Annotated in this window: 12 protein-coding genes; 10 read left to right on the top strand and 2 right to left on the bottom strand. The window is 62.8% G+C overall.

Translation table 11 applies throughout. From position 1 onward, the window contains the following. The first annotated feature begins 380 nt into the window (after window positions 1-380). Together AB4Y81_RS05285 and AB4Y81_RS05280 are read left to right on the top strand one after the other, a co-directional pair. The gene (locus tag AB4Y81_RS05285; RefSeq protein ID WP_079582545.1) at window positions 381-1,148 is read left to right on the top strand and encodes a DeoR/GlpR family DNA-binding transcription regulator; all 768 of its coding nucleotides are present in this window, start codon (window positions 381-383) and stop codon (window positions 1,146-1,148) included. Continuing rightward, window positions 1,145-2,332, top strand: coding sequence for an MFS transporter (locus tag AB4Y81_RS05280; protein WP_441995475.1), 1,188 nt, complete (start codon window positions 1,145-1,147; stop codon window positions 2,330-2,332). Before AB4Y81_RS05285 ends, AB4Y81_RS05280 begins: the two co-directional genes overlap by 4 nt. On the opposite strand, the gene AB4Y81_RS05275 is transcribed toward AB4Y81_RS05280, so the two are convergent. Then, window positions 2,277-2,981 carry a phosphatase PAP2 family protein gene (locus AB4Y81_RS05275; RefSeq protein ID WP_441995474.1) on the bottom strand — a complete coding sequence of 235 codons (705 nt, stop codon included), beginning with the start codon at window positions 2,979-2,981 and terminating at the stop codon, window positions 2,277-2,279. The two genes, AB4Y81_RS05280 and AB4Y81_RS05275, sit on opposite strands and share 56 nt — an antisense overlap. A 55-nt stretch (window positions 2,982-3,036) precedes the next feature. Here AB4Y81_RS05275 and AB4Y81_RS05270 point away from each other — a divergent pair, with 55 nt between their 5' ends. From AB4Y81_RS05270 to AB4Y81_RS05235, 8 genes are all read left to right on the top strand, one after another. After that, entirely contained in the window at window positions 3,037-4,542 is a 1,506-nt protein-coding gene (locus tag AB4Y81_RS05270; RefSeq protein ID WP_441995473.1) for a bifunctional phosphatase PAP2/diacylglycerol kinase family protein, read from the top strand. Between the two features lie 153 nt (window positions 4,543-4,695). Then, the gene (locus AB4Y81_RS05265) at window positions 4,696-5,637 is read left to right on the top strand and encodes an ABC transporter ATP-binding protein (protein ID WP_018778515.1); all 942 of its coding nucleotides are present in this window, start codon (window positions 4,696-4,698) and stop codon (window positions 5,635-5,637) included. Between the two features lie 14 nt (window positions 5,638-5,651). Next, complete coding sequence (locus AB4Y81_RS05260) at window positions 5,652-6,542, top strand: ABC transporter permease (RefSeq protein WP_441995472.1); 891 nt, start codon at window positions 5,652-5,654, stop codon at window positions 6,540-6,542. A gap of 26 nt (window positions 6,543-6,568) precedes the next feature. Continuing rightward, window positions 6,569-7,858, top strand: coding sequence for a sensor histidine kinase (locus AB4Y81_RS05255; RefSeq protein WP_039243532.1), 1,290 nt, complete (start codon window positions 6,569-6,571; stop codon window positions 7,856-7,858). After that, complete coding sequence (locus AB4Y81_RS05250) at window positions 7,855-8,544, top strand: response regulator (protein ID WP_018778518.1); 690 nt, start codon at window positions 7,855-7,857, stop codon at window positions 8,542-8,544. Before AB4Y81_RS05255 ends, AB4Y81_RS05250 begins: the two co-directional genes overlap by 4 nt. 184 nt (window positions 8,545-8,728) lie before the next feature. Next, window positions 8,729-10,171, top strand: a complete 1,443-nt coding sequence (locus AB4Y81_RS05245) for an amino acid permease (protein ID WP_039243531.1) — start codon at window positions 8,729-8,731, stop codon at window positions 10,169-10,171. Between the two features lie 72 nt (window positions 10,172-10,243). Next, on the top strand, window positions 10,244-11,413 hold the full coding sequence (alr, locus tag AB4Y81_RS05240) for an alanine racemase (RefSeq protein ID WP_018778520.1): 1,170 nt from the start codon (window positions 10,244-10,246) through the stop codon (window positions 11,411-11,413). 36 nt (window positions 11,414-11,449) lie between these two features. Next, complete coding sequence (locus AB4Y81_RS05235; RefSeq protein WP_018778521.1) at window positions 11,450-12,220, top strand: IclR family transcriptional regulator; 771 nt, start codon at window positions 11,450-11,452, stop codon at window positions 12,218-12,220. On the opposite strand, the gene AB4Y81_RS05230 is transcribed toward AB4Y81_RS05235, so the two are convergent. Further along, window positions 12,211-12,981 carry an IclR family transcriptional regulator gene (locus tag AB4Y81_RS05230; RefSeq protein WP_018778522.1) on the bottom strand — a complete coding sequence of 257 codons (771 nt, stop codon included), beginning with the start codon at window positions 12,979-12,981 and terminating at the stop codon, window positions 12,211-12,213. The genes AB4Y81_RS05235 and AB4Y81_RS05230 overlap by 10 nt on opposite strands. Window positions 12,982-13,008 lie beyond the last annotated feature (27 nt).

Raw genomic sequence — 13,008 nt, 5'->3', positions numbered from 1 at the left:
TCGGGCGGACGCTTGTTCACGTTCCGCGCCTTTCGGGTGGATGCTTGCTCACGTTCCGCGCCTTTCGGGCGGATGCTTGCTCACGTTCCGCGCCTTTCGGGTGGACGCTTGCTCACGTAACGAGCCCTTCGGGTGGACGCTTGCTCACGTCCCGGCGCGAGAGCTTGAGCTGGCTTCCTAGTTGGCCGCTACCCGATCACCAACGGGTGGTCACTGAGCGAGGGTTGGGTTGAAGGCAGTGGGGTGTGGGTGAGGGTTGGGTTGAAGGGTGTGGGATGTGAGGGAGGATTGGGTTGAAGGGCGTGGGATGTGAGCGAGGGTTTGTGCGCAAATGATCACTTGACATGATTAAGTGAGCACACGCCTGCTACCGTGGAGGCATGGGAACCACTGACCGCCACAGGCTCATCGCCGAACTGCTGCGCGGACAAGAAGAAGTAACCGTCGACGAACTGGTCTCAACCACCGGAGCTTCCGGGGCGACCATCCGCCGCGACCTCGAGATCCTGGCAGCCAACGGTGTGCTCAAGCGAGTCCACGGGGGTGCCCGCAGCCTCCTGGCCCGTGGAGAGAACCCCGGCTACGGGCAGCGTGAACTCGAGGACCACGAGGCCAAAGCCCGCATAGCCAAAGCCGTGGATGGACTCATCAGGGATCGCGAACACGTGTGGCTGGACAGTGGATCCACTGCCACGGAAATCGCACGCCGGCTCAGCACACGAGAGCTCACGGTCATGCCGATGTCCTTGCACGGCGTCCAAGCCCTCACGCAATCCTCGGAGGGCCGGGCTCCTGAACTCATCCTCCCAGGTGGCCGGTTCACCCCGGGTGAGCAGTCTTTCAGGGGACCCATGGCGGAAGCCAACGTCCGCTCGCTTAGGTTCGACACCGCCGTCGTAACCCCTTGCGCGCTCAACCTCAAAGACGGCCTGCTGGCTCACGACCTCGATGACGCGGCCGTGAAGCGTGCCGGTCTGGAGTCGGCGTCGCGCGTGATCGTCGCGGCCGCGGGAAGCAAATGGAATGCCGGCGCCAGGGCCCTGGTTGCCGCGATGGACAGCGTGGACGTCATCGTGACGGACCTGGAACCATCCCCCGAAGACCTTGCCCAGCTCAACAAACTCTCCGTGGAAGTTGTGATTGCATGACCACCAACACCAGAAGCACCACCAACGTCAGGGCCGCGGCAGTGGCGACGTTCCTGATCTTCGGCATGAACGGTCTGGTCTTCGCCAGTTGGGCAGCCCGCATTCCGGCTGTGACCGAAGCGCTCAACCTCACGTCCGGCCAGATGGGCACGCTCTTGCTCTGCACCGCGGTTGGCTCGTTGCTGGCGCTGCCGTCTGCGGGTTGGGTGGTGGGCCGGATCGGCACGGCGAACACGGTTCGGTTGGCCGGCATCGTGGCAGGAGCCGCGGGTGCGGCAATTGCGTTCTCCCTGATTGCCGCGTCCGTGCCGGCCACAGCCATAGCGCTCTTCTTCTTCGGCATCGGCATTGGCCTGTGGGACGTAGCCCAGAACATTGAAGGCGCCGACGTCGAACACCGGCTAGAGCGGACCATCATGCCGCAGTTCCACGCGGCATTCAGCGGCGGGGCCTTCCTCGGCGCGCTGATCGGTGCGGGGTTGTCCCAGCTGGGAGTCGGCCTGCCCGAGCACTTGCTGGTCATCGCCGCCGTCGCTGTCGCGTTGGCCCTGACCGTCCCTAAGTACTTTTTGCCGCATGAAGCGGTGGAAATTCACGACGGCGGCGGGTCGGCCGCCAAGGGTCCCACGGCTTGGCGGGATGGCAGGACGCTGCTGATCGGCGTCGTGGTCCTGGGTGCCACGCTCACCGAGGGTGCGGGCAATGACTGGATCGCCAAGGCAGCCGTGGACGGGCTGGGTACTTCAGAGTCCACCGGCGCTTTGCTGTTCGCCCTGTTCGTACTGGCCATGACCATCATGCGGTTCCTGGGCGGCAAGGCGATCGACAAGTTTGGCCGGGTAGCCGTTCTCCGCGCCAGCATGGCCGCAGCCGCCTTGGGCCTGGCCCTGTTCGTATTCGCGGGCAACGTGGTTTTGGCCGGAGTCGGCGCGGCTCTCTGGGGCATTGGGGCGGCGCTGGCCTTCCCCATGGGTATGTCTGCGGCTGCCGATGATCCCAAACACGCCGCTGCCAGGGTCTCCGTAGTTTCCACCATCGGCTACATTGCCTTCCTGGCAGGACCGCCGCTGCTGGGCTACTTGGGAGACCAGACAGGAATCCACCTGGCCTTGCTGGCCATTGGGGCGCCTATTCTGCTGGCTCTCCTGCTTGCCGGCGTCGCGAAGCCCTTGCCGCCCAAATAGTCCTGCCATCCAACGAAGCATTCTCCCGAATGCATACGTCCTGGAATCGCCACCAAGCCAAGAGCACCAAGCCGGCAGCCAGGCAGGCACCGCCCAGGACATCGCTCAGCCAGTGCGCGGAGAGGTACGTCCGGCTGATCATCATGGCGATGATGCCCAACGCGGCCAATGTCGTCATCCACCAACGGCCGGCGAGGACAGCCAGAACCACCAGGAAGGCGGTGGTGGCGGATACATGCCCGGAAGGGTATGAACCGGTATCGGTGAGGACCTTGGCCCCCACAGGCCTTTCCCGGCCTACTACGACTTTGGCCAGCTGGGTGAGCGCCAGTGTGGCTATTCCGGAGCCCGCAACGAATAACGCCGTCACCGGACGTTTCCAAGCCACCAAGGCGAGGGCCAGCACTCCCTGGGCCGACAGCATCCCCACGTAGCCCACCCAGTTGAGGATCCCGTTGACGCCATCCCAGAAGGGAGAGTGCAACGTAAAGGAGAAGGCCTGCCACCAGGTGTCTACGCTGTTGAAGGAAGGTTGGCCCTGTCCTGCCAGGATCATGACTCCCGGAACCACAAACGCACACAGCAGCAATATTCCAGGGGCAAGCAGCTTCCAGTCCGGTTGCTTTCGGGGAGTCAGGACGCGAATCATCAACTCATCGTAGCCATGGCGGCCCTGCAGTACCGGCAGGCGATACTGTGAAGGGATGCGAGGCTTCGTGGGCAAAGGTCCCAAACGTGTTGTCAAACTCGACCACTTCCTGGTGCGGGCTGTTTCCCGGCAACCGCAGGGCGATCATGACGTCTTCTTCCGGCGGCTTTCGTCCGCGGCGACGAAAGGCAAGCTGTGGTTCGGCATTGCCGGGATCATGGCGACGGTTCCAGGGAAACCCCGCAGGGCGGCGCTCCATGGCTTGCTCGCACTGGGTGTGGCTTCCGGCGTTACCAACGTCATTTTCAAGCGGGCTTTGCCCCGCAGGCGGCCGCTTCCTGAACATCTGCCGTTGTTCCGGTTCGTGAATCCGCAGCCCACAAGCTCTTCGATGCCATCCGGCCACTCTGCGTCCGCTGTGGCCTTCGCGGTGGGCGCAGGAATCGTCTCGCCTGCGATAGGGGTTGCATTGGCGCCCATCGCCGTGGGGGTGGCCTACTCGCGGGTGCACACGGGTGCCCACTGGCCATCCGACGTCGTCTTTGGCTCGGCTTTGGGTGCCGGCGCCGCATTTCTCACGCGTAAGTGGTGGCCTGCCCGCCCGGCGGAGCCGACTCCCCGCCGCACCCCCGCTGAGGTTCCGGCAATTCACGACGGCGAGGGGCTGAGTATCGCGGTCAACGTCCTGGGCGGGTCCTACTCCCCCGAAACCGGAGAACTGCTGCGACGAGTATTCCCCAAGGCTTATATACGAGAGATTTCCGAAGGGGAGGATGTCGCCGAAGAGGTTAAGGCCGCAGCAACCCGGCCCGGAACCGTAGCGCTGGGCGTATGGGGCGGCGACGGAACGGTGGGAGCGGCGGCTGCTGCCGCCGTCGAACATTCACTGCCGCTGGCGGTTCTGCCGGGAGGGACGCTGAATCACTTCGCGCGCGATCTCGGCGCCCGCTCGATCGAGGATGTCCTGGACGCCTTGACCAATGGTTTCGCAGCGTCCGTGGACCTGGGGCATGTTGTTGTCCAGCGCGGGCTCGTTGAGAAGCCGGAGACCTCGGAGCTGGCCATGCTGAATACGGCGAGTGTGGGCGTGTACCCCAATCTGGTCAGGCGGCGTGAGCGCCTGCAGCCGGCCATGGGCAAGCCGCTCGCCAGTGTGGTGGCATCGCTCCGGACCTTTGGCGTGAATTCCCCCACCACGCTCACGGTGAACGGACAAAAGCACAAGCTCTGGATTCTCTACATGGGCAGGGGAAGGTTCTATCCCAGCGACCATGCGCCCATCCGCCGTCCTGTGCTGGATGATGGTGTGTTCGACCTCCGCATGATCACGGCGGACGAACCATTCGCACGTGCGCGTTTGCTGTGGGCCGTCGTTACCGGCACCGTGTCGGCCTCGAAGGTCACCCACCTTGCCGAGGCTACAGAGATTACCGTCGAAGCCATTGGGCAGCCGTTGGTGCTGGCCGTCGACGGTGAACCTACGCCTGGAGTCCGCTCGGCTACCTTCACGGTGAAGCCTCGCGTCCTGCGCGTGTACTCGTCGCTTCCGGTGGCTGACTGAAGCGGACTGACCGGGGTCATCCGGTAGGACTACCCTGACTGAACCCTGAATCATCCCTGAGACAGGCGATTTGGGCGGCCTCCCTGAGTAGCGTGGTGAGTACATTCAAAACTCACCTGCACATTTATGTGCTCCGAGGAGGGGAACGCTTCCATGATCGAAGCAAAGGGCCTGACTAAGGTCTACGGCCAGAAAACTGCCGTCGGCGGTGTCAGTTTCACTGTCCAGGCTGGACGGGTGACGGGCTTCCTGGGCCCGAACGGTGCCGGCAAGTCCACCACGATGCGCATGATCATGGGGCTTGACTCTCCCACATCGGGCGACGTCACGGTCAACGGCCTGCATTATGCGCAGCACAAGGCTCCCCTGCACCAGGTAGGTGCCTTGCTGGATGCCAAGGCTGTCCACACCAGCCGCAGTGCCTACAACCACCTGCTGGCCATGGCTGCAACGCACAGCATTCCTACCGCCCGCGTTCACGAGGTTATTGAGATGACCGGGCTCGGCGCCGTGGCGAAGAAGAAGGCCGGGGGATTCTCGCTGGGTATGGGCCAGCGCCTCGGCATTGCGGCCGCACTCCTCGGTGACCCTCAGACCCTCATCCTCGACGAGCCCGTCAACGGACTCGATCCTGAAGGCGTGCTGTGGGTGCGCAATCTGGTCAAGTACCTGGCCAGCCAGGGCAAGACCGTTTTCCTTTCGTCGCACTTGATGAGCGAAATGGCGCAGACCGCCGACCACCTGATTGTGATCGGCCGGGGCAGGATCATCGCGGATGCTCCTGTGCAGGACATCATCGCCGGAGCCCAGCAGGCCAAAACGTTGGTTCGTACCTCAGCTGCCAGCCAGCTGTCGGCCTTGCTTGTGGGAGACGGTGTCCGGGTGGACCAGAGCCAGACGGAGACCCTGGAAGTGGTGGGTCTGCAACCGCGTGAGATCGCCCAGGTTGCCTTGGACAACAACGTGCTGGTCTACGAACTGACGCCGCAGGTTTCCTCGCTGGAAGATGCCTACTTCAATCTCACCAAGGACGAAGTGGAGTACCAATCCCATATGTCCGGTGAGCCTGTCTCTGCCGCCCCGGAAGGAAAGTAAGGACAATGAGCACCATGACTGAAAATCGCACCAAAGCACCGGCCCACGCATCGGCCGGGGTCCGCGGCGTTACTTTTGGGGGAGTAGTCAAGTCGGAGTGGATCAAGCTCCGCTCCCTGACGTCCACCGTGATCCTGCTCGCTGTGACTCTTATTGCCACAGTGGGCGTGGGTGCCCTTGCCGTTTTGATCCGCTTCACCTTCCTTGACCAGATGATCAAGCAGGCCAAGGATGCCGGCCAGCCCGTCACCGGCGAGATGCTGACGAAATCCTTCCCGCCGGGGTCCGGATTCGACCTCTACAACCTGCCCAATGCCGGTATCCAGATCGGCACCTTGGTCCTTGGATCGCTGGCCGTGCTCTTCATTTCGTCCGAGTACGCCACCGGCATGATCCGTTCAACCATGAACGCAGTTCCCAAGCGCATTCCGGCCTTCGCGGCCAAGGCGCTGCTTCTGGTGGTCCTCTCCTACGTCATCACCACCATTGCCGCCGTATTGACATTCCTCATCGCCATGCCCGTCTTCCAGGGCCTGGATATTGATCTGACGTGGTCCACTGACGGTGTCCTGTACAGCATCTTCACCGGTGGCCTGTATGTTGCCGGCGTGGCTTTGATCGGTCTTTCGTTGGGAACCCTCCTGCGCAACTCGGCCGGTGGCGTGACCGTACTTGTCGCACTGTTCTTCGTACTGTCGATCGCGTCCGGATTCCTCTCACTGGTGCCCGGCGACTTCTGGAAGTACGTGCCGCAGTACATTCCCAGCGAGGCTGGTGGCAGGTTCCTTTCCATCGGTCACACCGACGGCGTCATCGACCCGTGGCAGGGTGGGTTGATCTTCCTGGGCTACGTGCTGGTCTTCCTGATTCCGGCCATGATCGTGATCAAGAAGCGCGACGTCTAGGCCGACGTGCCCTCTAGGCTCAATTCATGACTGAAGCTCCACAGATGAAGGACGCGCCGGCCGCCGTGGCCGACGCGTCCTTCGCTGAAATTGCCCAACGCCGCCGGGGCAGGATCCGGCGGTACTTCTTCACGCGTCCCCGTGCCATGGACGCCGTGGTGGTGCTTTGCTACGTGTTGTTGGCGTTGCCCACCATCGTCGCCTCGATCGGTGAGGGCAAATGGCTCGTGGTGGCCATACTGCTCCTTATTGCCTTGGCATTGGTCTTCAGGAGGCAGTTCCCGCTCCAGGTGGTCCTGGCCGTGGCCCTGCTGGAAATCTCGGCGACCATCCTGAACCCCTGGGGCTCCAACGTTTCGGCGGGCCTTTGGTTCGCCCTTTATGCGGTGGCTTCCCTCCGGAAGCGCGGGATCACGTTTGCGGTCTTTATCGCCGCAAGCCTGCCCCTGAGCCTGCTTTACCTGTTCATGTGGACTAGCCCGGCCCAGATGGACACGCTTCAGGACGTTCCGGAGAATTTCCACCTCATCAACAACATCGCCACGGCGGTCACCATCATGTTGTCGAACCTGCTGGCCACGGGCATTGGCATTTCGGTTCGCCAGCGCCGGGAACACGAAGCGGAGATCGCTGCCTGGGCCGCCCGGACCACGCGGCTGGGCAAGGTCACCGAACGCAACCGCATCGCCCGCGAAATGCACGACGTCGTCGCCCACTCTTTGACGGTCATGATCAGTCTTTCGGATGGTGCGGCAGTTGTGGTCAAGAAGGATCCGGAACGTGCCGGCGAGGTGCTTGGCGAACTCTCGCGGACGGGACGCACCGCCCTGGCGGATATGCGGCGTGTTCTGGGGGTTCTACGTGATGATTCAGGCCGGCCGGCCCCGCTCACGCCGCTTGAGTCCGGGTACAACCTGGCCAAGCTCCTGGAGGGCTTCCGCACGGCCGGCCTGCCACTGCACTATGCGCACACCGGGCCGGCATTGCCGGCCGACCCGGCGTTCGAGCTCACCGTCTACAGGATCGTGCAGGAATCCCTGACCAACGTGTTGCGTTACGGACGCTCGTTGAGCCGGGTGGACGTCCAGGTGGCCCGCGACGGCGATGTGGTCACCATTGATGTCCTCGACGACGGACGCGGAACCAGGGACGGTGGCAGCGAATCGATAGGCAGCCTGGGCACAGGGCTGGGCATTGCCGGGATGAATGAACGCGCTGGAATCTATGCTGGAATCGTTACTGCCGGTCCAGGCAAAAGAGGCGGTTGGGCGGTCCACGCCGACCTCCACTGGAACGGCGACAAGGGGGAATCATGACCAATGACATCAAAGTGCTGCTCGTGGACGACCAGCCGCTGCTCAGGATGGGCTTCCGGCTCATTCTGGAAGGCGAAGAAGACTTCCATGTAGTGGGCGAGGCGTCCGATGGCGCTGAAGCCGTCCGCCAGGTCGAAGCCTTGCAACCTGACGTGGTGCTGATGGACGTCCGCATGCCCACCATGGACGGGATCGAGGCAACGCGGCGTATCTCCGATTCAGGTTCGGAAGCGCGGGTCATCATCCTGACCACGTTCGACCTCGATGAGTACGCCTTCACCGGTTTGCAGGCCGGAGCTTCTGCCTTCCTCCTCAAGGACGTTGCCCCGGTAGAGCTCGTCCATGCGGTGCGGCTCGTGGCGAGCGGCGACGCCGTCGTCGCCCCGCGTGTAACGCAGCGGCTCCTGGAGACGTATGTCCGGGGCGGTGCAGTGCCGGGCCATTCGCCCGCACCCCACCGGGATCCCTTGCTTGGCGAACTCACGCCGCGCGAAACCGAAATCCTCACGACCATCGCCGAGGGTCTGTCCAATGCGGAGATCGCCCATAAGTTCTTCCTCTCCGAGGCCACTGTCAAGACGCACGTCCGCCGGATCCTGAGCAAGCTGCAGCTGCGGGATCGCGTGCAGGTGGTTGTCTACGCCTACGAGACCGGACTGGTGGTGCCGAGCAACCCGGACTATTGATGCGGTGGGCCCGACCCGGGCCCACTTTCTTCACAAGATGTGCGTTATAGACATTCATAAATGTTTTTAATGACTATTTGAGCCGATTCTGTGTTACCTTCGTCACTACAAGCGCGCCTCCGGCTCCCCCGCGCAGGAAGTCCCAGGCGTCCCGATCGCATCTTTCACTTATCGGAGACGAGTCATGGAATCATCAACCCCCCTGAAACTGGACCACCCGGCTGACGCCCCTCCGGCGCCTTTGGAAACAGGCCTTCGCCGTTCCATGGGTCCGCGTCACCTCATCATGATTGCCATGGGAGGTGTCATCGGCTCAGGCTTGTTCCTCAGCTCGGGCTACACCATCTCCCAGGCAGGCCCCTTGGGCGCAGTCATCGCCTACCTGGTGGGAGCCTTCGTGGTCTACCTGGTGATGGCCTGCCTTGGCGAGCTCGCCATTGCCTACCCGGTCTCGGGTGCCTTCCACATCTACGCTTCCCGTTCAATTGGTCCGGCTACCGGCTTCACCACCGCCTGGCTCTACTGGCTGTGCTGGGCGGTGGCGATCGGTTCGGAGTTCACGGCCTCGGGCCTGCTCATGCAGCGGTGGTTCCCGGGTGTCGAGGTATGGGTGTGGTGCCTGGTGTTCGCTGCCATGCTCTTCGGCTTCAATGCGCTCTCGTCCAAGTTCTTTGGCGAATCTGAATTCTGGTTCTCCATCATCAAAGTCGGAGCGATCATCGCACTGATCGTATTCGGCGGGGCGGCCCTCTTCGGATTCCATCCACTCTCGGACAACGACCACCACCCGTTCCTGTTCGAGAACTTCAATACCTCAGGCGGCCTGTTTCCCAACGGCTTCTCCGGCGTCCTGGTGACAGCCCTGGCCGTCTTCTACGCCTTCTCCGGCTCGGAATTGATTGGCGTGGCGGCAGGCGAAACCAAGGATCCGGCACGGAACATCCCCAAGGCCATGCGCAGCACGGTCATCCGCCTCCTGATCTTCTTCGTGGGGGCAATCGCCGTCATCGCCGCAACCGTTCCTTATGACCAGGTGGGACTGGATGAGAGCCCGTTCGTCACTGTTTTCTCGTCCGTAGGCATTCCCTTCGCGGCGGACATCATGAACTTCGTCATCATCACAGCCCTCCTGTCCGCCGGAAACAGCGGCCTGTTCTCCTGTGCCCGCATGCTCTACTCCCTTGCAGACGAAGGGCACGCTCCCAAGGCGCTCAAGCGCCTCACCCGCCGGGGCATCCCACTCCTTGCCCTGTCCGTCAGCATGGTGGGAGGGCTGGCGTCCCTGATCAGCAGCGTGGCTGCTCCGGAGACCGTGTACCTGGCCCTCGTCTCCGTAGCCGGCTTCGCCGTCGTCGGGGTATGGATGTCCATCACCGCCTCGCATTTCTTCCATCGCCGGGCCTTTGTCCGCAACGGGGGACGGGTGGCTGACCTTGCCTACAAGGCACCGTTCTTCCCTGTAGTTCCGATCCTGGCCTTCGGACTGTGCCTGCTCTCACTGGTGGGCATTGCTTCAGATCCCGCGCAGGTCGCTGCCCTCTACTTCGGTATCCCCTTTGTGGCTGCCTGCTACCTGTATTTCCACTTCCGATACGGCCGGACTGTGAAAGTAAAGCAGTCGGTCTGATCCAGGTTGCCACGTCAGGCGGCAGGGCAATATTGCCCCGCCGCCTGACTGTCTTGAAAGGGGGAGGGCAGGATGGCCCAAACAACCCAGTCCACGGAACCGGCCGGGAAGTTTTCCAGTTGGTTGGAAGTTGACGGCGACGCTTTTGATGGCAACGTCCGATCCATGATGCAACTCCTGGAAGGCCGGGCCTTGCTGTGTGCCGTGATCAAATCCGACGCCTACGGCCACGGGGCTGACATGTTGCTGCCGTTCCTGGTTCGTCAGGACGTTCCCTACATAGGGGTGGGGTCGAACCACGAAGCAGAGCTGGCGCGGAGACATGGTTTTCAGGGAAAACTCCTCCGCGTTCGAGCAGCGGCCCCGCAGGAAGTCAGGGCGGGCATGGACTTCTCCATTGAAGAACTCGTCTCTGATCCGCAGAGTGCCTTGGCCATGAGCGGGATCGCCGAGGAAACGGGCCGGAAATTACGGGTGCACCTGGACATTAACTCGTCGGGTATCAGCCGCCACAGCCTTGACGTGTCTTCTTCCCGCGGCAGGGCCTGCGCAGTCGGGATCCTGAGCCAGCCTTGGCTTCAACCCGCCGGCATCATGACGCATTTTCCCTGCGACGACGTGAAGAACATAGAAGAATCGCTGCGGCGTTTCAGGGCCGAGTCCGAAGCTATCCTCCAAGCCGCGCAAGTGCCCCGCAGCGAAGTGCTCCTCCACGCGGCGAACTCATTTTCAACCCTGAACGTCCGGGCGTCGTGGATGGACATGGTACGGACCGGGGCCGTCCTCTACGGTGACACGGAACCCGCGCAGCCCGGATTCAGCCGCTGCCTGACCTTCAAGGCACGCATCGGCTCGGTGAACACCTATCCCGCCGGAAGCAAGGTGGGCTATGGGCTGACCCATACCCTGGCGACAGAGTCCCGTTTGGCAACAGTCACTGTGGGCTATGGCGATGGGTATCGACGCGCACTCGGCCGTCGAAGCGCCGACCATCGCGGCGATGTCCTGGTCCGCGGCCGACGCGTGCCCATCGTCGACGTGATTTCCATGAACTCCATGGTGGTTGATGTGACATCCGTTCCGGAGGTCCTGCCCGGGGACGAAGTGGTCCTGTTCGGGCGCCAGGACCGGTCCGAAATCACTTCGGGAGAGCTTGAAGCAGCCAATGCCGGAATTCTCGCAGATTTGTACACGGTGTGGGCCAAGGACGCCAGGATCCTCAGGGTCTGCGCCAACGTGTGAGAATGGCGTGAGCGCTTGGTGGAAGGAGCCTGATTCGTGGATGTGTCAACAGAGGCTTCGTCGTTGGCGCAGGGCCTTCGCCTGATCCGGCTGGTCACGGACCGCGAAAAGCAGGGACGCCAACTTTTGGGAGTCTCGCAGTTGGCTGCGGAGCTGGACATGGAACAAAGCCGGGTCTCACGGTTGGCGCAGGAACTGTGCGATCTTGGGCTGCTGGAACGCGTGGATCGGGGTCCCTTCCGCACAGGGCCGCGGTTCTTCACCCTGGCAGCCTCCCTGAACGGAGGCTGGGTCCAGCAATCCGGACCCGAGCTTGAGGAGCTGGTGTCCTCTTATGGATTGCGCTCCAGGCTCTCAGTGCGCGACGGGGTCCGGGTGCTCCTGCTGCGTTCTTCCGCCAACAACTCTGTCCTTGGCGGCTTCGCCAAGCCCGGCATGGTGACCCCTGTGTGGTGCACGGGCGCCGGCCGGGCCTTGCTGTGGGACCATTCGGCAAAGGAGCTTGAGGGTCTGCTCCGCGAGGCCAACTTCATTGGCGTTGGCGGCCCCGCCGCGGCGCATTCCGCAGCGGAGGTGGCCACCCTGATGGACAAGGACAAGCCACAGGGGTATGTCCTGGCTGCGGAAGAATTCGAGCACGGCGTCTGGGAGCTGGCAGTACCGGTCCGGGCAGGCGGAGCCCGCATTGTTGCCGCACTCAGCGTCCTGGGAAGCCGCGCCGATCTGGAGAAAGCGGCTCCACACATTGCAGCGGCGCTTCAGTCCGCTTCCAACCGGCTCGGCAGCGCGGCCCAACCTCAGGATTGACCTGACTGTCCTCCAACTGAAGACTCAAGCCAGTCCCGCCACGAACCAAGAGCCATGGCGAAGGCTTCGCGCTGGGGTTCCAGACGTGATTTCGGGCCGACAATCTGCAATGCAGCAGCGACTTCGCCTTTGAAGTCCCGGACGGGCGCGGACAGGGAGTAGAGGCCCGGTTCGGCTTCCTCGTCCACGATCGAGTAGCCGCGTTCCCTTGCCTTGGCCAACCGCTCCAGGAAATCGTCAACGGACACAGGCGTATTGGGCCCGTGCTTCACGAACTCGACTCCGTCAAAGATCTTCCGGACGTCTGAGTCCGGCGCATCCCACAAGAGCGCCTGGCCGGCGTCGCTGCAGTAGGCGGGGTAGGGCCGGCCAAGCCAGGAACCCACCAAATTGGCGCTTTCAGGCACCTGCTCGCCAATGGTGACAGTACTGTTTCCGCTCAGTACACCCAGGAAGCAGGCTTCGTTGGTTTCGGATGCCAGACCCTCCAATGCGGTCAAGCCGTCAGTCTTCAGCCGCTGTTCGGTGACCAGCTGCGCGTCCGTCAGGAAGGACCAGTCCAGGCAATACTCACGCTGTTCGGTCCTTGTGAGGAAACCTTCCAACTGTGCACCTTTGAGGCTGCGTGAGACCTGGCTGCGGTCCTTGTCCAGGCGGGCTGCAATGTCAGCCACCGTACCGCCGTCGAATCCTTCCGCGTGACGCGCCCCAACGGTGAGTAAGGCCATCATGCCGCGGCCCATGCTGGAGGTCTTTGACATGGATTGATTCTAGTCAGCCCCGGGGGC

Origin of the sequence: Paenarthrobacter sp. TAF1 (genome assembly GCF_052113825.1) — a bacterium.
GTDB classification, from domain to species: domain Bacteria; phylum Actinomycetota; class Actinomycetes; order Actinomycetales; family Micrococcaceae; genus Arthrobacter; species Arthrobacter nicotinovorans.
Note: the sequence above shows the minus strand (reverse complement) of the source record. Positions and strands in the feature narration are given on the sequence as shown.